The following is a 25,769-nucleotide window of genomic DNA, read 5'->3' on the forward strand; positions in this document are numbered from 1 at the left end:
AGCGGGTCCTCGCCGTACGCGCGGGCGGCGGCGACGGTCAGCAGCCGGCGCCGGCCCAACTGCCCCCCGCGCAGCACGCCGAACGCGGCGGCGTCGCCGTGCCCACCGGCGAGCCCGGCGAACTGCGCTCCGGACAGCGGCCCCGGCACCGGCTCAGCGTCCCACCGGCACGGGCGCCCCGACCCGTCCGGCGACCGTCGGGTCTGCCGCGCCGCCCGGGCGAGGTGGGGTGGCGACGCGGCTTCGCAGCGCGTCCAGGTCGGCGGCGACCACCGACCGTACGTGCCGGATCAACCGGAACAGGTCCGCACAGTAGACCGACGGGTGGGCGAAGCCGGCGCCGTCGCGGAAGCGGTGCGCGTAGAGGCCGCCGCCGCAGGCGCCGACGACCGGGCATGCCCGGCAGGTCGGCGCGAGGGCGGCCAACCCGGCCGGGCGCCCCGCCAGCGACGGGTGGCGCAACGCCTCGTCGAGGGTGTGCCGGAAGACGTCCAGACCGGTACGCATCGCCGACGCGGTGGTCGTCTTCAGGGTGTCGGTGCCCTCGATCGTGCCGTCGGTCTCGATCGTCATGACGTCCGGCTCGGCGCCGCCCAGCGCCTGGGTGCCGCTGCGCCCGCCGAGCAGCAACGCGATCAGCGACTCGAACAGCCGGATCCCGGTGCGTCGGGGCGTCTCCCGGTACCAGGTGTCGAAGACGGCGATCAGCCAGTCCGCGTACGGGGTGGCGGGGTCGCCGGGGTGGCGGCCGGGCGGGGGAGTGCTCCAGTTGCCGTGCGGCAGGAGCAGGTCCAGCCGGGGCGGGTCGAACTCCAGCAGGCTCCGGTAGACGTCGACCGGGTCGTTGGCCAGGTCGACGGTGCACAGCACCCCGGCGTAGCGGGAGCGGTGCTCGGGTCGGGCCAGCAGGCGCAGCCCGGCGGCGACCTCGGTGAAGCTGCCCCGCCCGTCGGCATGGCGCCGGTGCCGGTCGTTGGCCGTCCGGTCGCCGTCCACGCTCACCCCGACGTCGATGCCGTGCGTGTGGCACAGCGCGAGCGCCGCGTCGTCCAGCAGCACCCCGTTGGTCTGCATCCCGACGTCGAGGGTCGTGCCGGCGGGCATCGCGGCGCGCAGGGTGCGCACCGTCCGGTCGAGCACGGCGACGCCGGCGAGCAGCGGCTCCCCGCCGTGCAGGACCACCCGCACCCGGTCGGCGCGGTGCCGGGCGAGGTGCGCGGCCAGCCGGTCGGCCACCCGCGCCACCGTGCCGGGCGCGATCACCCGGGGCCGGTCGCGCCAGCCCTGGTCGGCGTGCCGGTAGACGTAGCAGTAGTCGCAGGCCAGGTTGCAGCGCGAGTGGACCTTCAGCACGAGCTGGCGTACCCGGGGTGCCGTCGCGGGTGGCGCGTCGGGGGCAGGGCGGCGCGGGGCGGCCGACGGCGAGGCGTCGGCCGACACGGTCAGAAGCTCGATTCGAACGCTGACACGTCGCCGGGCCGGCCCGGCTCACCCTCGGCGACCAGCGCTCCCAGCACGTGGGCCAGCACGCTGTCACCGGCACCCGCCAGCAGGTCGGCCAGGGGCACGTCGCCGAGCTGCACCAGAGCGACGCCGGTGCTGGCGGGCGTGGGCGGTGGGGTGTGCTCAGCCACCGTGGACCGCCCCACGGTCCGAGACCGGCACGTGCGTCACCGCTGCGCTCACTCCGCCTTTCTACACCATCGCGCCCGGCCCGGGACGGCGCGACACCGCAGCTCGCACACGCTGGTCACCGCGCCGTCACCTGGCGTACCCCCGAGTCGCCCGGCAGCCGCGCGGACGCCCGGGACCGGGCCGGCGTCGAGTCTCTCCCGGCGGCCTCGCGGACCGGACGGCCGCCGCGGGGACGGACAACACGGTCGAAAAGGCATTGCTCGCCGGACGGGCGGCTGCCCCGTAGCCGCACTGGCGCGGCGTTTGGCCGCGGGCCGGGCCGGGAACGCGAGGCCTCGCCGGCGCGGCGTCAGCCGCGGCCACAGGAACGGATGGAGAAGGTCATGACGCGCCGTGCGACGGCCGCCGACACCGTGCCCGACCTGGCGACCCTCACCCTCGGTGTGGAGGAGGAGTACCTGCTGCTCGATCCCGACAGCGGACGGAACCTGCCGGTGGCCGACCAGGTGCTGGCCGCGCTGCGTGGATCGGCCCGGGAGCAGAGTCGCCAGGAGTTCCGGCACAGCATGGTGGAGATGGTCACGCCGGTCTGCGCCGACCTCGGCGAGCTGCGCGCGCACCTGGTGGCGCTTCGCCGCTCGGCCGGCGAGGCCGCCACGGCCGCCGGGGCCCGCCTCGTCGCGGTCGGGGCCACCCCGCTCGCCGAGCCGCACCGGACGGTGCCCGACAAACCGCGCTACCACGCGATGTCGCGCCGGTACGGGCCGGTGGCGCACGACCCGGCGGTGTGCGGTTGTCACGTGCACGTCGGGCTGCCCGACCGGGAACTGGCCGTGCAGGTCTGCAACCACCTGCGGGTGTGGCTGCCCGTGGTGCAGGCCATCACCACCAACTCCCCGCTGCACGACGGCCAGGACACCGGCCACGCCAGCTGGCGGTCGATGCAGCTTGAACGCTGGCCCAGCATCGGCCCGACGCCGTACTTCGACTCCGCCGCCGACTACGACCGGACGGTCGACGAGCTGATCGCCGCCGGCATCATGCTGGACGCCGCGATGGTCTACTGGTACGCCCGGCCGTCGGTCGCGTACCCCACGGTGGAGGTCCGGGTCGGTGACGTCTGCCCGACCGTGGACGACGCGGTGCTGGTCGCCGGGCTGGTCCGTGCCCTGGTCGCCACCACGGCCGCCGACGTGCGCGCCGGTGCCCGCGCCCCGGGCATCAGGGACTGCCTGGTCGCCGCCGCGCACTGGCGGGCCGCGCACGACGGCCTGGACGGCGAGCTGATCGACCTGCGCGCCGGCGGCACACGGCCGGCTTGGGCGCTGGTCGACGAGCTGCTCGCCACCGTCACCCCGGCCCTGGCGCGGCACGGCGACCTGGAGTACGTCATCGACCAGTTGGCGCGGCTGCGCAGCGAGGGCACCGGCGCGACCCGGCAACGCCGGGTGCTGGAGCGCACCGGTGACCTGCGCGCCGTCATCGACGACCTCGTCGCCCGCACCGCCGCCGGCTGACCGGACGGCGGCGCGGGCTCACCGGATGTCGTGCGTCTGGAGCCAGAGCTCCAGCAGCCCGAGCTGCCACAGTTTGTTGCTGCCGGCCGCCGCCTCCGCGCGGTCCGGCTCGGCGAGCAGCCGTGCGACGTACTCCGGGCGGAACAGCCCCCGCTCACGCGCGGCCGGCGCCTGCAACGCCTCGGCCACCAGCTCGCGCACCGGCCCGTCCACGTTGCGCAGCGCCGGCACCGGGAAGTAGCCCTTGGGTCGGTCGATCACCTCGGCCGGCAGCACCTCCCGGGCGACCTCCTTCAGCACGCCCTTGCCGCCCAGCGCCGCCTTGTGCTCCGGCGGACAGTGCGCCGCCAGGGTCACCAGGTCCTGGTCGAGGAACGGGGTGCGCACCTCCAGGCCCCACGCCATGCTCATGTTGTCCACCCGCTTGACCGGGTCGTCGGGCAGCATCAGGTGGGTGTCGAGGCGCAGCACCGCGTCCAGCGCGCTCTGCGCCCCGGGTGCGGCGAGGTGCGCGGCGAGCAGTTCCCGGCTGGCGTCGTGGTCCAGCGCGTACGACGGGCCGACGATCCGACTCAGCTCGTCGTGGTCGCGGTCGAAGAACGCGGCGGCGAACGTCTCGGCCGCGCCGTGCCGGGGCGCCTCGCTCAGGGGCTGGTGGTAGCCGTAGCCGGCGAACACCTCGTCCGCGCCCTGCCCGGACTGCGCCACCTTCACGTGCCGGGCCACCTGCTCGGAGAGCAGGTGGAAGGCGACCACGTCGTGGCTGCCCATCGGCTCGGCCATCGCCAGGACGGCACGTCGCACGGCGGGCACCAGGTCGTCGTCGGCCAGCCGGATCCGGTGGTGGTCCGTGTCGTACGCGCGGGCCACCAGGTCGGAGTAGTGGAACTCGTCGCCGGACTCGTCGCCGCGGCTGTCGAAGCCGATGCTGAACGTCCGCAGGTGCTGCTGGCCGGCCTCGGCGAGCAACGCCACGATGAGGCTGGAGTCCAGCCCGCCGGAGAGCAGCACGCCAACCGGAACGTCGGAGACCAGCCGTCGGCGTACCGCGGTGCGCAGCGCGTCCCCGACGGCGGCTCGCCAGTCGGCGGCGTCCATCCCGGCGTCGGCCGGTTCCCGCACGTAGTCCGGCCGCCAGTACACCTCCTCGCGGCTGCGCCCGTCCGCCTCGATCACCCGCAGGGTGGCCGGCGGCAGCTTGCGGACGCCGCGCAGCACGGTCCGCGGCGCGGGCACGATCGAGTGCCAGGACAGGTAGTGGTGCAGCGCCACCGGGTCGATGCCGGTGTCCAGGTCGCCGGCGCGCAGCAGGGCGGGCAGGGTGGAGGCGAACCGGAGCCGTCCGGGGGTCTCGGCGAGGTACAGCGGCTTGATGCCGAGCCGGTCGCGCACCAGCACCAGCCGCCGCCGGGCCCGGTCGACCAGCCCGAAGGCGAACATGCCGACCAGGTGGTCGACGAAGCGTTCGCCCCAGTGCGCGTACGCCACCAGGATCACCTCGGTGTCACTGGTCGAGTGGAAGGCGTACCCGGCGTTCTGCAGCTCCTCGCGCAGCTCCGGATAGTTGTAGATGCAGCCGTTGAAGACCAGCCCCAGGCCCAGGTCCTCGCGCACCATGGGCTGACCACCGGCGTCGGAGAGGTCGATGATGGTCAGCCGGCGGTGGCCGAGGGTCACCCAGCCGTCCGTGAACAGCCCCTCGCCGTCCGGGCCGCGCGACCGCATCGCCTCGGTCATCCGGGTGACCGCCGCGGCGTCCGGCGGACTGCCGTCGAAGCGCGCCTCCCCGCTGATCCCGCACATCAGGCGGGGTGGTGGGTCAGGTGGGACATCAGCGGCACGAGCGTTCTCCTGTCACCTCGCCCGGCCGCTCCCGGCCGGTCCCGCCGACCGGACGGGGGCCCTGGCTACCCGGGCGCGCGGTGGGCAAACCCGTCGGGGTCCAGGGCACCGGGCGTTGCGGGAAGGCCCTCCTCGCTCAGCCGCGCAGGGTGCGCAGGATGCGGGCGAGCTGGTCGCGGTCGGCGTCGTCGAGGTGGCCGAAGAAGCGGTCGGCCTCGGCCCGGCGGGCCGCCCGGATGGCGGCGCTGACCCGCTCGCCCTCCTGGGTCAGCGCGACCAGGGTCGCCCGTCGGTCGGCCGGGTCGGGCCGGCGTTCCACGAGCCCACGGGCCTGGAGGTCGTCGATGACCTCGGTGGCCGAGCGGGGCGCGATGCGCAGGTGCTCGGCGATGGCGCCGGGGCGTAGCTCGCCGTGCCGGGCCAGCACCCCGAGCGCCCGGGACTGGCTGGGGGTGACATCCCACGGCGCCAACGACTCTTGTGCCTGCCGGCGCAGCCGTCCGGCCACCGCCCAGAAGGTCTCCGCCAGGCTCTCGTCGTCGCCGTCCGCCGTGCGCTCCGTCACGGGGAATACCGTAGCAGGGAATGCGGTTGTTCCCTCATGATGAGGTAACCTCAGCAATGTTCGCGACGAGAGGCAGTCCCCCTTGGAACCCACCCCCACCGGCCGCGAGCGCGGCCACCGCACCGTCAGCGCCGACGAGAAGGCGCAGGCCCGCCAGGTGTCGCTGCGCCGCATCGGCCGGCTGTTCACCGACCACCGGCCCGCGCTGGCGTCCGTGACCGCGATCATCGTGCTCTCCTCGATCATCGCGATGGCCACCCCGTTCCTGCTGCGTGCCGTCATCGACCGGGCCCTGCCGCAGGGCGACGTGACCCTCCTGGTCTGGCTGGTCCTCGGCATGGTCGCCGTGGCCGGCGTGACCGCCGCCCTCGGCGTCGTCCAGACCTGGATCTCCACCCGGGTCGGGCAGCAGGTCATGCACCGGCTGCGCACCGACGTCTTCAGCCACCTCCAGCGGCAGTCGCTGGGCTTCTTCACCCGGACCCGCACCGGCGAGGTGCAGTCCCGCATCACCAACGACATCGGCGGCATGCAGTCGGTGGTCACCTCCACCGCCACCGCCGTCGCCGCCAACCTCACCACCGTGGTGGCCACCACGGTCGCCATGGTCGCGCTCTCCTGGCAGCTCTCCCTGGTCTCGCTGGTGGTGCTGCCGCCGGCGATCTTGCTGACCCGCCGGGTCGCCCGGATGCGCCGGGAGATCACCGCCCAGCGCCAGCGCGAACTGGCCGACCTCAACGTCACCGTCGAGGAGGGGCTGTCGATCAGCGGCGTCCAACTGGCCAAGACCCTCGGCACCGGGCCCGCGCTGATCGACCGGTTCACCGCGTCGTCGGCACGCCTGGTCGACCTGGAGCTGCGCAGCGAGCTGGCCGGCCGCTGGCGGATGGCCTCGATGAGCATCATCTTCGCCGCCGTACCGGCCGTCATCTACCTCGCCGCGGGCCTCCCCGGCACCGCCGGCACCCTGAGCATCGGCACCCTGGTCGCCTTCACCGCCTTGCAGGGCGGTCTGTTCCGGCCGCTGATGGGGCTGCTCAACGTGGGCGTGTCGCTGACCGCCTCGCTGGCGCTGTTCGCCCGGATCTTCGAGTACCTCGACCTGCCGGTCGACGTGGCCGACCCCGCCGAGCCGGTCCACCTCGACCACGCCCGGGTGCGCGGTCACCTCCGCCTGGAGTTAGTCACCTTCGGCTACCCGGGCAGCGACACCGCCGCGCTCGCCGGGGTCACCCTCGACGTGCCCGCCGGCACCAGTCTCGCCCTGGTCGGCGAGACCGGCTCCGGCAAGAGCACCCTCGCCGGGCTGGTCAGCCGGCTGCACGACCCGACCGCCGGCCGGGTCACCATCGACGGCGTCGACCTGCGCGACCTCCGCCTGGCCGACCTGGCCGCGATCGTCGGCGTGGTCAGCCAGGAGACGTACCTGCTGCACACCACCGTCCGGGAGAACCTGCGCTATGCCCGGCCGGACGCCACCGACGCGGAGATCGAGGCCGCGGCCCGCGCCGCACAGATCCACGAGCTGATCTCCGCCCTGCCCGACGGGTACGACACCATGGTCGGCTCGCGCGGCCACCGGTTCTCCGGCGGCGAGAAGCAGCGGATCGCGATCGCCCGCACGCTGCTGCGCGACCCGCGCATCCTGGTCCTCGACGAGGCCACCAGCGCTCTGGACACCGAGACCGAACGGGCCGTGCAGCGAGCGTTCGACGTGCTCGCCGAGGGGCGCACCACGATCACCATCGCGCACCGGCTCTCCACCGTCCGCGACGCCGACCAGATCGCGGTGCTCGACCACGGCCGGATCGTCGAGGCCGGCACCCACGACAGCCTGCTGCACCGCAACGGCCGCTACGCCACCCTGGCCGCCTGACCCTCCGGTAGCTGGTTCACAACCGTCTCGAAACCGTCGCTAAAAGCGTCTCACTATTTCTCGTCGAGGTGGCGGTAGACGGTGGCCCTCGAGACGCCCAGGGTGGCGGCGATGGCATCCACCGAGTGGGTGCCCGCCGCATGCATCCGCCGGGCCGCCTCCACCTGCTCCCCGCCCAGCGCCCGCGGCCGCCCCGGTCGCCGCCGGCCGCCCCGCGCGCCGGCGGACGGGGTCGCGGCGTCCGGCGCCGGCGTGGACAGCAGCCGGCGTACGCCGTCGAGCATGTCGGCGCGCAGCACCTCGTCGGGCACGTCGGTGAAGAAGACGATCGGGTCGCTGCACGTGGCGACCGCCTGCACCGCCCGGACCCGCTCGCGACGGCCGGCACCCGGCCCCGCGATGACGTCGTTGGCCCGCATCGCGATCCCCATCAGCCGGTGGTACGTGTCGTTCCGCCCGACCAGCGCGATGTCGTGGAAGAGCATGCCCAGTGGCCGGCGGTGGGCGAGCATGGTGTCCACCCATCCCTCCAGCACCGTCCACCGGGCCTCTTCGGTCGGCTGTGTCTGCGCCGCGTCGAGCAGCGCCTCCAGGTCGGCCAGCAGCGGCTCCACCAGTGCGGCGAGCAGGTGCTCCTTGGCCGGGAAGTGGTACAGGATCGCGGCCTTGGTCAGCCGCAGCCGCTCGCCGATCTGGCGCAACGAGGTGCGCTGGTAGCCGTGCTCGGCGAAGAGGTCGAGCGCGGCGCGCAGGATCCTGGTGCGGGTGTCGTCCGCGGGATCGGCGCTCATGCCGGCCAGCGTAACGAACCTCCTGACCGCTGGGCGACATGACCGTTGAGAATACTGACCACCGGTCAGTACAGTGGGGACGGTCGACAAAGCCAACGGCAGGAGGGGCGATGCCCGTCATCTCGATCGACAACCTCGTCAAGACGTTCGGTGCCGTCCGGGCACTCGACGGGCTCGACCTGCGGGTCGAGGCGGGGGAGGTGCATGGCTTCCTTGGTCCCAACGGGTCCGGGAAGTCCACCACGATCCGTATCCTGCTGGGGCTGCTCCGCCGCGACTCCGGCGAGGCGCGCGTGCTCGGCGCCGACCCGTGGCGCGACGCGGTACGCCTGCATCGCCGGCTGGCGTACGTGCCGGGCGACGTCAGCCTCTGGCCGAACCTGTCCGGCGGGGAAGCGATCGACCTGCTCGGCGAGCTGCGCGGCGGCCTCGACCGACAGAGCCGCGACGAGCTGCTGCAGCGCTTCGACCTGGACCCCACCCGCGCCTGCCGGACGTACTCCAAGGGCAACCGGCAGAAGGTCGCCATCGTCGCCGCCTTCTCCTCCACCGTGGAGCTGTACGTGCTCGACGAGCCGACCTCCGGCCTCGACCCCCTCATGGAGGCGGTGTTCCAGGACGAGGTCCGGCGGATCAAGCAGGCCGGCGCCACCGTGCTGCTCTCCAGCCACGTGCTCGCCGAGGTCGAGGCGCTCTGCGACCGGGTCAGCATCATCCGCGAGGGCCGCACCGTCGAGTCCGGCACCCTCGCCGAGCTGCGCCACCTCACCCGCACCACGGTGATCGTCGAGACGGCCCGCCCGGTGACCGGCCTGGACGCGCTGCCCGGCGTGCACGACGTGCGGCAGGTCGACGGGCGCACCCACCTGGAGGTCGACCCGGCGCACTTCGACGAGCTGCTCGGCCAGCTCATCCGCTTCGGCGTCCGCGCGCTGACCAGCACCCCGCCCACCCTGGAGCAGCTGTTCCTGCGCCACTACGGCGACGGGAACGCCACCACCGCCCAGCCCCAGTCGACCGAGGCCCAGCGGACCGGCGCCCGATGACCGCCCTCACCGGCACCCGCCGGCTGGTCCGGCTCGTCCTGCGCCGCGACCGGATCCGTCTCGGGATCTGGGTCCTCGGCACGCCCCTGCTCGGTTACGCCCTCGCCGGCAGCGTCGCCGGCATCTACCCCGACGAGGCCGCCCGCCAGGGCTACGCCGCCACGTCGGCGTCCAGCCTCGTCGCACGCGCCTTCAACGGCCCCATCGCCGGCACCGACCTCGGCGCCGTGGTGGTCGCGGAGACGTACGTGACGCTGGCGCTGATCGTGGCGCTCCTGAGCACCTTCGCGGTGACCCGGCACACCCGGCAGAACGAGGAGACCGGCCGGGCGGAGCTGCTCGGCGCCTCCGTTGTCGGCCGGTACGCGCCGCTCACCGCCGCGCTGCTGGTGGTGGTCGCGGCCAACGTGCTGGCCGCGGCGCTGCTCATGCTCGCGCTGGCCGCCGCCGGCCTGCCACTGGCCGGCTCGGTCGCCGCAGCCGGCGCGGTCGGCGGGGTGGGAGTGGCCTTCACCGGCGTCGCCTCGGTCACCGCGCAGCTCTCGGTGACCTCCCGGGGGGCCAACGCGCTCGCCGCCGCCGTCGTCGGGCTGTCCTTCGTGCTGCGCGCCGCCGGCGACGTCCTGGGCGACACCAGCGCCGACGGCACGCGGGTCCAGAGCGCCTGGCCGTCCTGGCTCTCCCCGCTCGGCTGGGGCAACCAGGTGCGCGCCTTCGGCGGGGAACGCTGGTGGGTCCTCGCCCTGCCCGTCGTGCTGCTGCTCGCCGGGGTGGCCCTGGCGTACGCCCTCGCGGAGCGACGGGACCAGGGCGCCGGGCTGGTCGTACCCCGACCCAGGCCCGCGACCGGCGCGTCGTGGCTGCTCAGCCCGGCCGGACTGGCCTGGCGGATGCAGCGCGGCACGCTGCTCGGCTGGGCGGTCGGGGTGGCCGTGCTCGGCCTGTCGATGGGCGTCGCCGGCGACGAGTTCAACGCCATGATCGACGAGAATCCGGCCGCCGCCGAGGCGATCAACGCGATGGGCGGCGGAAGCAACCTGGTGGACGCGTATCTGGCCGCGATGCTCGGGCTCTTCGCGCTGACCATCGGGGCGTACGTCGTTCAGGCCCTCCTGCGCGTCCGGGGCGACGAAGCCGACGGGGTGCTGGAGGCCGCCCTCGCCACCGCCGTGAGCCGCACCCGCTGGCTCGGTACCCAGGTGCTCGCCGCGACACTCGGCGCGGTCGCCCTGCTGCTGCTCGCCGGCCTGACCACCGGGCTCGGCTACGGCCTGGTCACCGGCGACCCGCTCGGCCAGGCCATCGAGCTGGGTGGGGCCGCGCTGCTGCGGCTGCCCGCCCTGCTCGTGGTGGCCGGGGTGGTGACCGCGCTCTTCGGCCTGGTGCCCCGCTGGTCGGTGGTGCTCTCCTGGACGGCGCTGCTGGTCTTCCTGCTCCTCGGGCAGCTCGGCGCGGTACTGGACCTGCCGCAGGCTGCCCTCAACCTCTCGCCGTACACCCACGTGCCGTCCGTGCCCGCGGTCGACCCGGTCGTGCTGCCGCTGGTGGTGCTCGCGGGGGTGGCGGCGGCGTTGCTCGCCACCGGCGTCGCCGCCTTTCGCCACCGCGACGTCCCGTCCTGAGCCGCATTGACGCGTCTTAATGATCGCTGGCGCTTTGCGACCCGACACGCCGACGCCAGCCCTGCTGAGCTGCCACCGATCACCTGGGCCCGGGCCGGGTACTCAGCGGGCGTGGTCCGGGGCGGACGGGTCTTGCCCGGGGCTGGCAACCTCGACCGGGTGAGCGACCTCCTGACGCAGCTTCCGGCACTCCTCGGCGTCCTGGTTGGCACCCTGGGCACGATCCTCGCCACCTCGCTCGCCGACCGCGCCCGGTGGCGGCGCAGCCAGAGCGTCCGCTGGGACGAGCGGCGGCTCGACGCGTACGTCGACTACGCGCACGCTCTCAAGGAGAGTCACGCGGTGGCGCTGCGACTGACGGCCGACCACCGGCCGGGATCGCGAAGCCACCCCATCGACCGCGGGGAGGGGTTGGCCCGGCTGGCCGAGGCGGACGCTCGGCGCACCATCGTCTGGGAGAACCTGTTGCTGCTCGGCGACGAACCGACTGTCGCCGCCGCCGCGAACTGGCGGGACGCGATCTGGCAGGTCGAACGGCTCGCCCGGGGAATCGTCGAGGCGCCACCGGACGTGGCCGAGATGCTGACCCGCGTCAACGAGGCCCGCGACGGCTACTACCGGGCGGCCCGGCGAAGTCTCGGGGTGCGCGGAGGATCGGTTGAGCAGTCCGCGACGCTGCGGCAGGCGTTGGTCGACCGGTCCACCGCGACGTCGGAGGCGCCCGCCAACTGAGTGCCCCGGTGCCGAGGGCCCGACGCGGGCGGGGTGTCCTGGCGGGCGCGGGTCGACCACAATCGTGCGGTGCGGCGTCGCGGGTGGAAGTGGGGATCGCTGGGCGTCGTGGCCGCGCTGGCCGCGGGCGGCACGGCGTGGGTGTGGCTGCGGTACGACTTCGAGAAGGTCAACTGGACCTGGGGCGTTGTCGCCGGGGTCATCGCCGTCTACGTCCTCTTGGATCAGCTCTTTCGCAGCGGAACGGCGGGTCTCGCCGAGGCCGCCGCCCACCGGCGCGCCGCCGCCGACGAACTCGTGGAGCTGATCCGACGCGACCCGACCGACGACGCGCTGTTGCGTACCGTCGACGAGCCGTACCCGCTGCCGGTGCGGTGGCGCACCGCTCCCGACCGCTTCCTCCCCTCCTGGCGGGCCATCGGCCGATCCAGCGCCGCCGTCCCGGTGGACCTCGCCGGTGGCAATGGGACACTGTGGAGCTGTTACCGGCGCGTACCCTCCGGGCGGTTGCTGTTGTTGGGACCGGCCGGCTCCGGCAAGTCGATCCTCGCGCTGCGGATGGCTCGGGAGTTGCCCGTGCACCGCGAGCCGGACACCCCGGTACCGGTATTGGTTCCCGCCGACTCCTGGGATCCCGATCGGGAGGGATTCCACGACTGGCTGGTCGACCGGATCGCTCGGCGCTACCCGCGGCTCGCGGCCGGTCACCCGCGCCGCGACGCCGTGCTGCGCGACCTCATCGACACCGACCTGGTGGTGCCCGTCCTCGATGGACTGGACGAGGTACCCGAGGACCGGCTGGTCGCTTGCCTCGACGAGCTCAACACACTGCCGACCCAGCGTTTCGTCCTCACCTGCCGGACCTCGGTCTACGAGCGCTACCTGATCCAGGGGGAGAAGCTGCGCGGCGCCGCCGTGGTCATGCTCGAACCGCCGGCGCCCGCCGAGGTCGCCGACTATCTGGTGGACGCGGCCCCGCTGCACCACGTCGACAACTGGACCGCCGTCGCCAGCACACTCGGGGACGCCCCGCAGCTGACCGCCGCCCTCTCCACCCCGCTGATGGTGGCGATGGCCCGCAGTGCCTTCGACCAACCGGGCACCGACCCCCGGGACCTCGTCCCCCTGGCTCGCGAGCGGGGCCAGCGCTCCGTCGAGGACGACCTGCTGACCAGGGCGGTGGACGCCGCGCTGCGGTCCCGGCGCGGCTCCCAGGGGCTACGGCGCTGGGAACCCGAGACCGCCCGGCGCTACCTGGCCTTCCTCGCCGCGCACATGGAGTCGCTCGACGTCCGGGAGTTCCGCTGGTGGCAGTTGGCGAACGCGCAGCCCGGGCCGTTCTGGGCGCTCGTCGCCGGGGCGCGTACCGCGGTGGCGGTGTGGCTGACACTGACCCTCTCCGCGGACGCCCTCACGGCGACGGCGGAGCTGGTCACCCACCCACCGACCCGGAATCTCCTCGACGATCTGGTCCGCCAGACGGACGCCCTGACGCTGGCCGCCTTCCTGCTGGCCTCCGTCGTGGCGCTGGTCCGCGGCTCGGGTCGGGCCGGTCGAGAACGACCCCGCCGCGTGGCGTTCATCGGTGGGCTCCGAGCGTTTCGCGACGGGCTGCTCGGCGGGCTGTTCGCCGGGGCTTTCCTGGCACTGTGCACGTTCGGCTTCCTCACGGCTTTCGCACCCACCCCGCAACTGGTCGCGCTGCTGGACCGCGTGCCGGAGCTGCCACCGTGGTCCGACCCGGTCCGGGCCGCCGTCGTGGTCGGTCTGGTGAGTTGGGCGTACGGGGCGGTCCGGGCCGGGCTGCGGGTGGACGTCGCCGCGCCCGCCGCCGAGCTCGGGGCGACCAGCGTGGTCGAGACCCTGGAAGCCGACCGCGCCGCCAGCGTCGCGTCGGCGCTGGCCAGCGCCGCCACCGGTGTCCTCCGACTGCTCATCGTCGTCGCGGCGCTGCGTCTCACCGGGGTGCTGTCCGCCGTGCCACCGCTACCGTCGCTGGTCTACGCCGGGGTGGGCCTCGGGCTGGGCTGGTGGCTGCACCGGCGCGGGGGCGGGGCGTGGATGCGCTTCGCCCTTACCCGTGCCACCCTCGCCGTCCGTGGCCGTACGCCCCACCGGCTGCTCGCCTTCCTGGCGTACGCCGAGACCGTCGGCCTGCTGCGCGACGGCGCGGGAGCCTACCGGTTCCGACACTGCCGCCTCCAGAGCCGACTTGCCGGCGGGTCGGTGAGCGCGCGACGGGGCAGCCGGCTGCGTGAGGAGTTGGGTGTCGAGCTTGCCCGCGCCGGCTACTGGCCGGAGGGGCTCGGTGTCTTCGCCGACGTCACGCAGGCGCGGGCCGCGAGCATCGGGCACGCCGACGACCTCACCGTGGCGGCGCTGCGCCGGGCGCTGCTGGCCGGTGCGGCAGCGGGGGAGTGGACCCGGCTGGCGAGCCTGCTGGCACTCATCCCACCACCCACCGAGCCGACGCCGTTGGCGGTGCAGCGGGTCGCCCGGCTGATCGCGGACGACGCGTCGGTGACACAGCTGCTCGTCGCGGCCGAGGAGCTGAGCCAGGCGGCCACCGGAGTCACGCCGGAGTCTGCTTCCGCGACCCGCCCGGCCGCTCCTGGAGTGCAGGAGTTCCTCGCCGTCCTGCACCACATCAGCGGGAACGCCGAAGCGGCACGCACCCGCCTGGACCTGTTACGTACCGCTGCCAGCCAGGACGTCGGGGAGCCGGCACCCATCGGTGCGGGACTGCTCGCCGGGTTGCTCGTCGACGACGGTGAACCCGCCACCGCCCTGGTCATCTGCCATCAGGAACTGCTCCTCGCCGACCAACCGCCCGACCGGGTCGACCTGCTGCTCCTCGCCGAGACGTGGCGATGGTCGGTCGAGGTGATGCGACGCAACACCGACGAACAGGCCGAACTGCGCCGCCGCATCCGAGCGGCGCTGGCCCGGCGGCGAGACCACCCGCGCCGGATCGAGCTGGGCCGACGTGAGCTGGCCGAGCTGGGACTTCAGCTGTGCCACGCCGTGATCGAGCACCAGACGTTGGGCCCACTCGCGGTCGCGGCGTTCCGCCGGCTGGTCGCCGTCCGCACCGAGCCGGCCATCGTGGTGCAGACCGTCAACCGCAGCGCCCCCATGTGGCACGGCGGCTGACGGGGACCTGACACTCATAGTGATCGTGTACGCGGTTTGTTGGACGCTGCCCCGACACTGAAGCTTCCTCGACCGGGGAGGTGCGTCGTGCCGTATGTCAGGTCACACACCCGCAAGGGTGGCGCGCGGGTGCGGGCGCACTACCGAAGGCGGCGCGGCGGCAGCGCTCGGCGTAGATCGACGGTCCGCCGCCTGGCTGGCGGCGGCAGGTCGGCCAACGGCTGGGTTCTGGTGCTCGGTGCCGTCGTCGGCTTCGTGCTCCTCCGCATGGTCATCGATTTTGTGCAGCGGCACCCATACTGGTCCGCCTTCCTGGTGAGCCTCATCATCGCGGGGGCGACCGCGGTGGGTCTCGTCGTGTCGAAGCAGCGTGCCCGCGAGCGGGCCGACCAGGCCCAGCGGGACAGGCTGATCGCGGTGACCGACACGATGACCGGACCCGAGTTCGAGCAGTGGTTCGCGCGGCTCCTGGTCGCGTCCGGCTTCAGCAATGTGACGGTGTGCGGCGGCCCCCGTGACCGAGGAGCCGACGTCGTGGCGATCGCTCCCGACGACCGACGCGTCGTGGTGCAGTGCAAGCGGCAGAGCCGCAGCAACCGGGTGGGCAGCGCCGCGATCCAGCGGTTCGCCGGCACCTGCCGGGTGATTCACGGTGGCGAGATCTGCATGCCCGGCAGCTCGACATCACGCTCATCGATCGGCACGCGTTGGAGATGTGGGCGTGGACGGGCAGACCTTCGCTGGGCTTGACGGTGGGCGACGGACCGCAATGATGCCGCCCGAGGGATCGTCGAGTCACCGGACATCTCCGAGATGTTGACCCGGGTCACCGACGAGGCGCGCGACGGCTACTGCCGGGGAGCCTCGGTGTGATCGCTGGAGCAGTCCAGGGCGCTGCTCGACCGGTCCGCCGCCTGACTCGCATCGACCAAGCGGACCTCATACCGCTCACATTGCTGGTCGCGGTCAGTCTGGTCGAACGGTGGCTACTATCCGCGTCCGTCGAAAACTTGAGTCGACTCGGACTACCCGGCACGGTCGTTTCGGTGAACTGTGGGCGCTGATTTGCCGGTAGGCTCTCCACAGCATTTACACGGGCAGTTCACCAGATAAGGCACCTGAATGGTAATGCGTTTCAATACCCCGCCCGGTTGGCCAGCCGCTCCCGAAGGTTGGATACCGCCAGCTGGTTGGCAACCCGACCCGTCGTGGCCCGCGCCGCCGCCCGGTTGGCAGTTGTTCATCGACGACACACCGCAGCAGGGGCCCGCCAATTTACCTGCCCTTCGGCATTCCGGTGAGACGCCGGTGCCCGTCGTGGTCGAGGCGCAGTCCGTGCAGCAGACGACCGGCCCGCTTCCGCCGACCACGCCATCGAGCGCGCCTCCCCGTCAGGTGCCTCCCGTCGGAGAACCGGGTGTCCTGTGGTCCGCTGTTGGTCAACCGCTTACCGGCATCGGCGCTGGTCGGTATAAGTTGACAGCAACCATGCTGTATTTCGAGCGGGGAGTCCTTTCGACAAACGCGCAGCAGGTGCCAATCGCACACGTCGTCGATGTCGATCTGCGGCAGTCACTTACCCAGAAAGCGCGTGGGGTCGGGAGCGTCGTCGTGAAGGTGCAGCGGACGAACGGCTTGGAACTGGTAGTTCTGGAAGACCTTCCCGATCCGCGTGCGGCCGTCGCGGTGATCAACCAAACGGCGCAGGCAGCTCGGCTTGTCGAGCAGCAACGGATGAACACCCATCACTACGCGGGTCTGCCATCGATGCCGCCGGCGATGCCGCCCGCTCCAGTACCCACTGCGGTCGACCCGATCGCGCAGCTCCGACAACTCGGCGAGCTGCGTGACGCAGGCATTCTGACTGAAGTCGAATTTACTACCAAGAAGGCGGAAATCCTCTCCCGGCTCTGATTGCGCAGGTGGGTCCCCGATGGTTCGGCACTCTGCCCCTAGGATCTCTGGAATGCAGGAGGGCCGGTGGACGACGATCACGCCGTCGCAGTTCGCGCACGAGCGGGAGGCGCTGGCGCACGTCCAGGCGCTGCTGCCGGACAGTGAGCCCTACCGCGCCTGGTCGAACTTCACCTTCACCGCCCAGACCGGGCACCCCTACGAGGTTGACCTGTTGGTCGCCGCGCCCGGCGGCCTCTATCTCATCGAGATCAAGAGCCTGAACGGCCGGCTGCGATCCAGCGGCTCCAACTGGATCCTCCAGGGCCCGAACGGCACCCGCACCTTCGACAACCCGCTGCATCTGGCCGACGCCAAGGCCAAGAAACTCAAGTCGCTGCTCCAGGTGGCTGCCTCGCGACGCAAGGGTCAGCAGGTCAGGATCCCGTTCGTGCAGGCGGCGGTGTTCCTGTCCAAGCCTGGCCTGCGGGTGGAGCTGTCGGAGCATCATCTGCACGGCATCTTCGGTCCGGAGCCGGCCCCGGGTCACGAACCGGGGCTGTTGCCGGCGATCACCTTGCTGCTGCAGCGTCCACCGCAGGACGAACGCCAGCGGGTCACCAAGGAGATGTCGGCGGCGCTGCCCGACCTCCTCGACGCCGTGGGCATCGCCCGTAGCCGCCGGCACTACCAGATCGGCGCGTGGGAGTTGGAGACCCGCCCGTTCGACGTCGGCCCCACCTGGCAGGACCACCAGGCGCGGCACCGCGATCTGGAGCGCGAACAGCGCCGGGTGCGGATCTATCTGGTCGAGCGCAACGCCGTGCAGACCGAACGGGCCAGCATCGAACGTGCCGCCAAGCGCGAGATGCTGGCCCTGCACGGCATCAACCACCCGGGCATCGTGCAGGTCGACGCGATGGAGTCGCACGAGGCCGGCCCAGCGCTGATCTTCCGGTACGACCCTCGGTCGGTGCGTCTCGACCATTACATCGCCCAGTACGGTGACCGCCTTGACGCGCTGAGCAGACTTGCGATGATCCGCCAGCTGGCCGAGACGGTGGCGTACGCACACGGTCGACGGCTGCACCACCGAGCGCTCTCTGCCCGCAGCGTGTTGGTGAACCCTGGCCGGACGCGGCGTGGTGGCAGCGACGACGAAGCGTGGCTGACACCTCAGCTACAGATCAGTGACTGGCAGGCGGCGACCCGCGGCACGGACAGTGCTGGTGGCAGCAGCGGCCAGCCAGTGACTCTCTCCTCGCACGCGACCGCTCATATCGAGCGGTCCGCCGAGGCGTACCTGGCTCCGGAGTTGACCGCGCCGACGCCGGACGCGGTGGCGATGGACGTCTTCGGCCTCGGCGCACTGGCGTACCTGATCCTGACGGGTCAACCACCGGCCACGAAGCGCCCCGAACTGCTGGCCCGCTTGGCTCGGGACAACGGTCTGCGGGCCGCTGCTGTTGCCGACGGCATCAGCGAGTTCGCCGACGAGTTGATCCAAGCCGCCACCGCACCTGTTCCGGCCCAGCGGCTCACCACGGTCGCCGACTTCGTCGAGATGCTCCAGCTCGTCGAGGACGAGTTGACCAGCCCGCCACCGGGTTCGGTGCACCCGGAGGAGCCGGCACCCGAGCAGCCTGACCCGCTGGAGGCGCGTGGGGGCGACCGAGTCGGCGAGTGGAAGATCGTCCGCCGCCTCGGCACAGGCTCGACCTGTCGGGCGTTCCTCGGCTTCAACGAGCGCACCCGGCGGGAAGAGGTCCTGAAGGTCGGGCTCTCTGACGAGAAGGGTGCTCGGCTGGCCCACGAGGCCCGGGTGCTGGGCCCGCTCACCGACTCCCGCGTGATCCGGCTGGCCCGGCCGGAGCCGCTGCAGCTGGGCAACCGCACCGTCGTGGTGCTCGAGCACGCTGGCGACCACACTCTGGCGCGCAAGCTGCGCGACGACGGTCGGCTCACGGTCGACGAGTTGGAGACGTACAGCGACTACCTTTTTGGCGCCCTCGACTACCTGGAGGGCGAGGGCGTCTACCACCGCGACATCAAGCCGGACAACATCGCCATCCGGATCCGGCCCAACCGCACCAGGCAGTTGGTGCTCTTCGACTTCTCCCTGGCCGGAGTGTCGGTCAAGGAGATCACCGCCGGCACTCCTCGCTATCTGGACCCGTTCCTCGGCATCGCCAACCGCCCCGTCTATGACAAACACGCCGAGTGGTACGCACTCGCGGTCACGCTGCACGAGATGGCGTCCGGGGAGCTGCCGGTCTGGGGCGACGGCGGCACCGAACCGCAACTCACCGACGGCCCGCCGGTGCTGGCCGCCGAGGCGTTCGACCCGGCGATCCGCGACGGACTCGTGGAGTTTTTTCAGCGGGCACTGCACCGTGACCACCGTCGACGCCACGCGTCGCTGAAGGATCTGCGTGACGCCTGGCAGGACGTCTTCCGCCGCTCGGACGCGAGCACCCCGGTCGGCACCGAGCACCCGGACGTCGACGAGCCGGACGAGCAGGTCGCCGCGGTGGCCCGCGACGAGGCCGCCGGCAAGGCCACCCGGGCCACCACGCTGGAGGCCGCCGGTCTCACTCCACGCGCGGTCTCGGCCGCGCACCGCTTGGAGGCCACCACCGTTGGTGAGCTGCTGGCGGTCGCCAATAAGCTCGCGCACCTGCCCGGTCTCGGTGCAAAGACCCGCCAGGAGTTGCAACGCCGGGTCAAGGAGTGGCGGCAGCGCCTGGGGGAGCGGGAAACGCTGCCCACCACGCCCGCCGCCCGCAAGGCAGCCAGCGAAGAAGCGGCCACCGAGACCACTTCCGGCCACGGCGACACCGATCTGGTGCGCGTCGGCCTGGACGCCATCGCCACGCTGCTCGTCCCGGCGAAGAACGGCCGCAACGCCACTGAGATCGAGGGCACCCGGCTGCTGCTGCACCTGCCCGACGAGTCAGGGGCGCTGCCGGCGTTGCAGCTGTGGCCGCAGCAGCCGCAGGTGGCCACCGCGCTGGGCGTCACCGCCGGTCGGGTCGCGCAGATCCTCGGCAAGCAACGCAAGCGCTGGCACGAGATCCCGGTAGTCGGCAGCGTGCGTACCCAGATCATCGAGCTGTTGCACGACGGCGGCCGGGTGATGGGCGTTGCCGAGCTGGCCGCGGCGCTGCTGAGCAGTCGCGGCTCGGTGCGCACCGGAGACGCGCTGCGTCTCGCGGTGGCCGTCGCGGCGGTACGCGCCGCCGTGGAGGTCGACGCGCTCGCCGACGAGCCGCGCCTGCTGCTGCGCCGGCACACCCGCGCCGACATCGACGGCAAGCCTCACCCGCGCGGCGACCGGCTGCTGGTGGCGCTGGAGGTCAGCGATGACGACGCGCCGGAGACCCCGGCCGCGCCGGCGCTGCTCGACTACGCCGACGCGCTCGGCAAGGCCGCCGACAAACTCGCCGCGAGTGAGGTGCTGCCCAGCCCCGCAACAGTGCTGCGTACCCTCGCGGCGGTGACCGCGCCCGGCGGGGCGGCCGAAGCGTTCGACGAACGGCGACGGGTGTTGCTCGCCGCAGTGGCCTCCGAGCGGGCCGCCGCCACCGCGCGGCTGGAGCTCTACCCGCGCAACCTCGACCCCGTGCGGGCGCTCCGGCTGGCCCAGGCTGGCGTGGTGCCGCCGACGAGCGCGCCTGATGGTCGGCGTGGGCTGACCCCGACGCACGTCGCGGACAGAGTCACCGCGCGCTTCCCGGAGCTGGACCCCCTGCCAGGTCACCCCAAACTGGACCGGCTACTCGCCGAGGCTGGCTTCGAGCTGCGGTGGGACCGGGACCGGTACGTCTCACCACCACCCCGCGCGGCTTCGTCCTCGGTGTCGATCATTCAGCGGCGCCCGTCGGTCACCGCCACGCCGAGCCGGTGGACGGCAGAGTCTCCGGAACTGGCGGCGGCAATGCGCGCCGAGGAGCGGCTGGCCGGCGCGCGGTCCGCAGGTGGGTTCCGGGCGCTGACGGTACGCCTCAACCGGTACCACCTGGCCCGGGAGGAACTGGTCCGACGCTTCGACGCCCGACCGGTCAACGTGGCGGCCCGCTTCCTGAATCATCTGCACGCCCTGGTCGACGCCCGCCCGAAGCCGACGTGGGAGACCGTGCTCAGCGCGGACATCGCCCAGGAGGGGTCGCGGGCGGCGATCAAGCTCGGGGAGTACGTCGAGCAGGCGTGGCAGCTCACCGTGCCGTCACTGCACGCCATGCTGTCTGCCGCGGACGGGCCGGTGCTGCTGCACGATGCGGCGGTGCTGGCTCGGTACCGGGCGATGGAGCGGCTGCATGAGGTGGCTGACGCGGCGCGCGGCGGGTCGGGGGATGTGTGGCTGCTCTGCCCGATGGAAGATCCGGCGCTGCTGCCCAAGCTGGACGGTGTGGTGGTGCGGGTGGGCGACAACGAGTGGATCGCCCTACCGGACGCCTGGGTCGTCAACGCCCACCGCAGCGCGGTCACCGCTTGACCCACCAAACCGTCGTTGCGGGCCGCTGTCAGCTGAAGTCGAGTGCCCTTGCCGCCCCGTCGAGCAGTTGCTTGTACGTAATCACCTCAATGCGGGCAAGATGGCTGCTGTAGGTGCGCAGAACATCGTTCAGTTCTGATTCCTCGACATCAGGTTGAAAATCGGGATGCCCGATGATGACCGTTGCTCCAGCACGCCGAACGTCGACACCGTGTTGGTTGAGGATGCGCGGCCTGTCCTCATCGAGCGCGAGCAGATAGTTCATGGTCTGTCCGACTGCGCGATGTACCTGGCTGTTGGGAATCACGTTGCCGCGCTGGTGTGTGACGATGCCGAGGTTTGCTCGCTTCAGCTCTACACCGTGTATGGAGCCGTCTGGTCTGACGAGCGAAATGTCCAACTCGTTTCCCGGAACGAGTCGACGGCGGCCGAGTTCCTGCAGGTACGAACCCCCGAAGATCCAGAGGTTCCGCGCGAGCGCGTGCTGGAGGTCGCCTTCTGTGCTGTGCGGGTTTTGCACGACGCACCTCAGGTGTTGGAGTGCGTCCGACCGGATCTTGAGCTGCGAGAGCTGAACCAACTCCGCCAGCGATAGTGCCGCTGAGCCAGATTGGTGGTGGTTGGCAGCGACGCCCACTGTTGACCGATCCTCAATATCGAGCCGGTCGAGGAGAACCTCGCGCAGCCATGCCGACGACTCCCGGGGGCCACGCATCATCCGGTAGCGGCCCGGCTCCTGCTCGTCCTCTTCGATGGATCGTGCGGACGCGAAAAGCCCGTCCAGGAAATGGTAGATCTCGTCTGGAGAGGCATCCGGCTGGTCAGCGTTGAACTGCCTCAAAGACGTCAGGAAGAGCTGACCGAAGTCCTCAACAGTGCTTCGGATGTAGCCGAGATACCTCAGTCGACTTCCAGGAAAGAGCTGGTACTTGATCTCGAGATCCGGACGCAGCATGACGTACATCGAGGACGCTAATGCGTCCTCGATGCGCTCACTTGCGTGAAGGTCATCTTCGCTTTTGGCGGCGGATCCCGCGTATCGCAAGAGGTCAACTAGGTCCCTCCCGCCGCGGTACGGGCTGCGCTTGCCCATGTGCCGCAGTGCATCGTCGAGGAGACTGCGGACGTGGTCCGAGACGCCGAGCTCAATGATCTTTTCGAGGAAAAGTCGAAGGGTTAGGTCGGACCGGGTCGGCATCGGCACCTCTTACGTCGTCTTCCAGCAGGACGCTCATCATGCAACGGGCACCCGACAGGGCCGTTTGACGCTTGGCCGGTTCGAAGCCACTTTCGGTCGCCCACCGGCGACGGGAGGCTGGGCGAACTGGACGAAGGCGTCCTTGGGGGACGGGCACTCCCGCGCGTGCATGGTCCCGGTCGCGCAGCGCCCGCTTGATCTGGTCCTTCTCCTGGCTGACCAGCCGTGTCGTCTCGTCGAGCATGGCCAACTTGCCAGCCATCCGAGCCTGCAGATCGTCTGGACCACGTCCATCAGAAATCCGACAGCATCAATAGGTGCAGGTGAGGCGCGCATCCGTCTGGCAGCGAGGCAATCTCGCTAGAGCGGCAAAATGCCTGATCTTCAGCGACGGGGCCTGATTGGCAGTGGCGAGCCACGTACTTAGGGTTATCAGTGCTTCACCCCAAGCGACGGCGAGCCGATTGGCGGACTGCGGATGGCTGTGAACACGCATCGAGCGAATTGCGCGAATGCTCAAAATCCGGGCTGCAAGTGCTCCGGCTGTGGTGGCTCGCTGCATGGCTGGGATGGCTGGGCGAGGCTCGCCGTCGAGCGCCCGGCCGTACGCGACGAGCGGCGACGCACGCTCAACGGCGACATCCAAAAGGGCCGCGCCGGGGAACTCAGGTCCAACGCGAAAAACCGACAGGCGTCCCTCGATCTTGCCCGTCTAGGCATCGCTGAGCACCTGTGGGCCACGGATCCGCGTCCCAGGACCGGGGGCAGGCTTGAACGCGACTTCGAGGTCGGCGACCGGACGGCGGTGGAGTTCGACAACGGGCGGATGAACATCCTCGCCGATGCGATCATGGTGGACCCCTGGGGCGAGATATCGCGCGACATCGACAACCTCGTTCAGAACGAGCCAACCGCCGCCCGGGAGATCAAGAAGGGTCTTGCCAGTCACGGCTGGTGCAGCCTCCTGGTGGCGCTGATCCAATTGATCGAGAGGATCAACAAGGTCATCGGCCTCTTCACCGACGCGGCCAAGCAGGCCGTCAAGAAGGCGTTGTCTAATCACTTCACATCCCGCATCTCCGAGCTGGTGAAGGAAGCTGTCGTCGACATCGTCGTCGACAAGGTGTGGGCGGCCCTGATGCGGTTGCTCGAAGCTCACTTCCCTCTCCTGGGCGCTGACACCGTGCGCGTCCTGCGGATGCTGGCCGTGTTCGCCTGCCCGTCGGTCGAACGGCACCGGGACGTCTACCAGCACGCTGTCGTGCCCCTCCTGGGTGATGCCCAAGGGTTCGTCGCGGAGGACGTCAAAGCGCAGGTGACCACTCTCTTCACGGCGTGGTGGCAGCGCAAGGGCCCAGAACCAGCCCTGTGACGCCGTCCGGCGGCATCAGGGTGAGCAGTCGGGGCCGCATGGATCATTGAGCCGCCTGAGACAGGACCGGATTGCCCCCCGTCGGACGAGAGAACTCAGTCAAGACCCTTGATGCCAACTGTGGGACTCCGTACGGTGAGTCTCCACTCGCCGCAAGATGAGCGTGGCTCAACGTCAGTGTCCACTCGGCATGAATCTCAGGGACTTTCCCGCGTCCTCTCGGTTACCACGGATCGCCTGCGTGCGATGGGAGTGCGTCGATGGACTAGTTGCGGATCCTGGCTGGGTGCCGGCGTGGTGCAGCGTACGCGGTGCCGGATGGAGATGTGGAAGGACGAGAGTGGACCAGCAGGCAGAAGTGCGGATCGCAGGTTCGCTCCCGCTCGCGGTGGTGATGGACGCGTTGCGGGCCGCCCGGACCGTCTTCCATTCGGAGGCGGACTTCCAGCACGCCTTCGCCTGGGCTGTTCACCGCCTGGACAACGAGGTCCAGGTGAGGTTGGAAGTGCGGCAGGAGGAGAAGGCGTACCTGGATCTGCTCTGCTTCGGTCCGAAGGGCCGGACGGCGATCGAGTTCAAGTACTTCACCGCGCGCTGGGACGGCGTCGACCCTCGCACCGGCGAACAGTTCCAACTGCGCCACCACGGCGCCCCAGACCTGGCCCGGCTCGGCTTCGTGGTCGACATCACCAGGCTGGAACGGTTCTGCCAATCCGGTGCCGCCGCGATGAACGGTCTGGCCGTCCTGCTCACCAACGACCGCGGGATGTGGAGCCCACCGGCCGGATACCGGTTGACCCGGGACGGAGAGTTCCGACTGCACGAGGGACGCAGGCTCCGGGGCAGGCTTCGCTGGGGGACCGAGGGCAGCTACCGCGTGGCGAATCAGAGCGACCTGCTCGGTGACTATCCGCTGACTTGGCGGGACTTCGCCCGCCTGAACGGCGGCAATGGCGAGTTTCGCTGGCTGGCGGTGCAGGTCGACCAGGTGAAGCCCACGACGGCGGACGTGGTGGGTGCCTGATGCCGCATCGCAACAGGTTCACGGCCGCCTGCCGCCCCATCGCGTTCCCCGCCGGGCTGATATCACCAAACGCGGTTCTGGAGTTCACAACGGACGATCTCGCCCATGCCCTTTTCGCCACCGGCAGGGCACCGGGCGACGAGGTACGCCACGGGTGGGCGTCCGTGTGGGAGTTCGTCCATCGCACCTCGCTCATTCCGGCGTACGTGCGCAGGACCCGCGGCGGCGCGCTGGTGAAGTCGGCCCTTGCCAGGGAGTTGGACCGCTCGGAGAAGGGGACGCTGTCGTACTCGCTCGGGCAGGCGCTGACCGGGATCTTCTGCGAGCGAAAACTGGGGGTGACGCACCTGCTGCACATTGACCGCTACGGAAGCAGGTGGGGGGTCGTCTTCGCCGCCACCAAGAAGCGGGCAGATCTCTTCGGCCTGTCACCGACAGGCTGGGTGGTCGCCGAGGCCAAGGGACGCTCCAACGGCATGGAACCGGCCCTACCGAACACCCTCGTCGCTCAGAAGCGCTCGGTGAAGTCCATCTCCGGCAAACGCCCCTGGCTCGCCCTGGGCTGCGTCGCGGCCTTTCCGCCGCATCGGCACGAGCTGTCCATCACCGCGGTGGACCCGGACGAGGAAGGACCCGAACCGGTCGACGTCGACCTGGACCTGGACCGATACATGCTGGCGTACTACGAACCGTTCCTCGCCGCCATCGCCGCAGGAACTCCGCAGGTACGGGACCAGCGCTACCTCACCTCCCGTCTCGGCCTGCTCGACCTTCGTGTCGGCCTGCGCAAGGACATTGCCGCCAGGGTTCAGCAGGCAAGCCAGGGGCAGCTGTCAGGTCTGTACGACTCGGTCGTCGAGCTTCTCGACTCCGGCGTTGAACTAGACGAGGCAGCCACCGCCTTTCCCGATGGGACGCTGGTCGGATCTGACTGGACGGATGCCATCTCCCTCAACGACTGGCGCTTCTGACCCTGACTTGATCGGGTGACCTGCCCCGACCCGGCGT

18 protein-coding genes are annotated in these 25,769 nt (G+C 71.2%); 12 read left to right on the plus strand and 6 right to left on the minus strand.

What is annotated here, in order from left to right:
* Positions 1 to 153: 153 nt before the first annotated feature.
* Positions 154 to 1,440, minus strand: a complete 1,287-nt coding sequence (locus tag DKT68_RS10505; RefSeq protein ID WP_109817221.1) for an FxsB family cyclophane-forming radical SAM/SPASM peptide maturase — start codon at positions 1,438 to 1,440, stop codon at positions 154 to 156.
* Positions 1,441 to 1,442: 2 nt separating this feature from the next.
* Complete coding sequence (gene fxsA / locus DKT68_RS10510; protein ID WP_161556641.1) at positions 1,443 to 1,634, minus strand: FxSxx-COOH cyclophane-containing RiPP peptide; 192 nt, start codon at positions 1,632 to 1,634, stop codon at positions 1,443 to 1,445.
* 384 nt (positions 1,635 to 2,018) lie between these two features.
* On the opposite strand from fxsA, the gene DKT68_RS10515 reads away from it, so the two are divergent.
* Positions 2,019 to 3,152 (plus strand): carboxylate-amine ligase, encoded by a 1,134-nt coding sequence (locus DKT68_RS10515; RefSeq protein ID WP_109817255.1) that lies wholly within the window; start codon positions 2,019 to 2,021, stop codon positions 3,150 to 3,152.
* 18 nt (positions 3,153 to 3,170) lie between these two features.
* On the opposite strand, the gene DKT68_RS10520 is transcribed toward DKT68_RS10515, so the two are convergent.
* The gene (locus DKT68_RS10520; protein ID WP_109817223.1) at positions 3,171 to 4,955 is read right to left on the minus strand and encodes an N-acetylglutaminylglutamine amidotransferase; all 1,785 of its coding nucleotides are present in this window, start codon (positions 4,953 to 4,955) and stop codon (positions 3,171 to 3,173) included.
* Between the two features lie 175 nt (positions 4,956 to 5,130).
* Positions 5,131 to 5,559, minus strand: coding sequence for a MarR family winged helix-turn-helix transcriptional regulator (locus tag DKT68_RS10525; protein WP_109817224.1), 429 nt, complete (start codon positions 5,557 to 5,559; stop codon positions 5,131 to 5,133).
* 82 nt (positions 5,560 to 5,641) lie between these two features.
* Here DKT68_RS10525 and DKT68_RS10530 point away from each other — a divergent pair, with 82 nt between their 5' ends.
* The gene (locus DKT68_RS10530) at positions 5,642 to 7,435 is read left to right on the plus strand and encodes an ABC transporter ATP-binding protein (protein ID WP_109817225.1); all 1,794 of its coding nucleotides are present in this window, start codon (positions 5,642 to 5,644) and stop codon (positions 7,433 to 7,435) included.
* 53 nt (positions 7,436 to 7,488) lie between these two features.
* Here the strand turns inward: DKT68_RS10530 and DKT68_RS10535 are convergent, their stop codons facing one another.
* Positions 7,489 to 8,226 (minus strand): TetR family transcriptional regulator, encoded by a 738-nt coding sequence (locus DKT68_RS10535; protein WP_109817226.1) that lies wholly within the window; start codon positions 8,224 to 8,226, stop codon positions 7,489 to 7,491.
* Positions 8,227 to 8,336: 110 nt separating this feature from the next.
* On the opposite strand from DKT68_RS10535, the gene DKT68_RS10540 reads away from it, so the two are divergent.
* From DKT68_RS10540 to pglW, 7 genes are all read left to right on the plus strand, one after another.
* Positions 8,337 to 9,272 (plus strand): ABC transporter ATP-binding protein, encoded by a 936-nt coding sequence (locus tag DKT68_RS10540; protein ID WP_109817227.1) that lies wholly within the window; start codon positions 8,337 to 8,339, stop codon positions 9,270 to 9,272.
* Positions 9,269 to 10,894: an ABC transporter permease gene (locus DKT68_RS10545; RefSeq protein ID WP_109817228.1), complete on the plus strand. Its 1,626-nt coding sequence runs from the start codon at positions 9,269 to 9,271 to the stop codon at positions 10,892 to 10,894. Before DKT68_RS10540 ends, DKT68_RS10545 begins: the two co-directional genes overlap by 4 nt.
* A 159-nt stretch (positions 10,895 to 11,053) precedes the next feature.
* Entirely contained in the window at positions 11,054 to 11,626 is a 573-nt protein-coding gene (locus DKT68_RS10550; RefSeq protein ID WP_109817256.1) for a hypothetical protein, read from the plus strand.
* A gap of 69 nt (positions 11,627 to 11,695) precedes the next feature.
* Positions 11,696 to 14,779 carry an NACHT domain-containing protein gene (locus DKT68_RS10555; RefSeq protein WP_146218329.1) on the plus strand — a complete coding sequence of 1,028 codons (3,084 nt, stop codon included), beginning with the start codon at positions 11,696 to 11,698 and terminating at the stop codon, positions 14,777 to 14,779.
* A gap of 129 nt (positions 14,780 to 14,908) precedes the next feature.
* Positions 14,909 to 15,529 (plus strand): restriction endonuclease, encoded by a 621-nt coding sequence (locus DKT68_RS10560; protein WP_201748986.1) that lies wholly within the window; start codon positions 14,909 to 14,911, stop codon positions 15,527 to 15,529.
* A gap of 486 nt (positions 15,530 to 16,015) precedes the next feature.
* Positions 16,016 to 16,693 (plus strand): PH domain-containing protein, encoded by a 678-nt coding sequence (locus DKT68_RS10565; protein ID WP_201748987.1) that lies wholly within the window; start codon positions 16,016 to 16,018, stop codon positions 16,691 to 16,693.
* Positions 16,694 to 16,745: 52 nt separating this feature from the next.
* Positions 16,746 to 21,167, plus strand: coding sequence for a BREX system serine/threonine kinase PglW (pglW, locus tag DKT68_RS10570; RefSeq protein ID WP_109817231.1), 4,422 nt, complete (start codon positions 16,746 to 16,748; stop codon positions 21,165 to 21,167).
* Between the two features lie 28 nt (positions 21,168 to 21,195).
* On the opposite strand, the gene DKT68_RS10575 is transcribed toward pglW, so the two are convergent.
* Positions 21,196 to 22,365, minus strand: a complete 1,170-nt coding sequence (locus DKT68_RS10575) for a Shedu anti-phage system protein SduA domain-containing protein (protein WP_146218331.1) — start codon at positions 22,363 to 22,365, stop codon at positions 21,196 to 21,198.
* A gap of 478 nt (positions 22,366 to 22,843) precedes the next feature.
* On the opposite strand from DKT68_RS10575, the gene DKT68_RS10580 reads away from it, so the two are divergent.
* From DKT68_RS10580 to DKT68_RS10590, 3 genes are all read left to right on the plus strand, one after another.
* Complete coding sequence (locus DKT68_RS10580) at positions 22,844 to 23,737, plus strand: hypothetical protein (protein ID WP_109817233.1); 894 nt, start codon at positions 22,844 to 22,846, stop codon at positions 23,735 to 23,737.
* 340 nt (positions 23,738 to 24,077) lie between these two features.
* Positions 24,078 to 24,761, plus strand: coding sequence for a hypothetical protein (locus DKT68_RS10585; RefSeq protein WP_201748988.1), 684 nt, complete (start codon positions 24,078 to 24,080; stop codon positions 24,759 to 24,761).
* On the plus strand, positions 24,761 to 25,732 hold the full coding sequence (locus DKT68_RS10590; protein ID WP_109817234.1) for a hypothetical protein: 972 nt from the start codon (positions 24,761 to 24,763) through the stop codon (positions 25,730 to 25,732). Before DKT68_RS10585 ends, DKT68_RS10590 begins: the two co-directional genes overlap by 1 nt.
* Positions 25,733 to 25,769 lie beyond the last annotated feature (37 nt).

It is taken from the genome of Micromonospora acroterricola (assembly GCF_003172955.1).
Taxonomy (GTDB): domain Bacteria; phylum Actinomycetota; class Actinomycetes; order Mycobacteriales; family Micromonosporaceae; genus Micromonospora; species Micromonospora acroterricola.

Coding starts and splice junctions, on each gene's coding strand:
- DKT68_RS10515 (WP_109817255.1), top strand. CDS start 2,019: ATGACGCGCCGTGCGACGGCCGCCGACACCGTGCCCGACCTGGCGACC.
- DKT68_RS10590 (WP_109817234.1), top strand. CDS start 24,761: ATGCCGCATCGCAACAGGTTCACGGCCGCCTGCCGCCCCATCGCGTTC.
- DKT68_RS10575 (WP_146218331.1), bottom strand. CDS start 22,365: ATGCCGACCCGGTCCGACCTAACCCTTCGACTTTTCCTCGAAAAGATC.
- DKT68_RS10545 (WP_109817228.1), top strand. CDS start 9,269: ATGACCGCCCTCACCGGCACCCGCCGGCTGGTCCGGCTCGTCCTGCGC.
- DKT68_RS10580 (WP_109817233.1), top strand. CDS start 22,844: ATGGCTGTGAACACGCATCGAGCGAATTGCGCGAATGCTCAAAATCCG.
- DKT68_RS10520 (WP_109817223.1), bottom strand. CDS start 4,955: ATGTGCGGGATCAGCGGGGAGGCGCGCTTCGACGGCAGTCCGCCGGAC.
- DKT68_RS10540 (WP_109817227.1), top strand. CDS start 8,337: ATGCCCGTCATCTCGATCGACAACCTCGTCAAGACGTTCGGTGCCGTC.
- pglW (WP_109817231.1), top strand. CDS start 16,746: ATGCAGGAGGGCCGGTGGACGACGATCACGCCGTCGCAGTTCGCGCAC.
- DKT68_RS10535 (WP_109817226.1), bottom strand. CDS start 8,226: ATGAGCGCCGATCCCGCGGACGACACCCGCACCAGGATCCTGCGCGCC.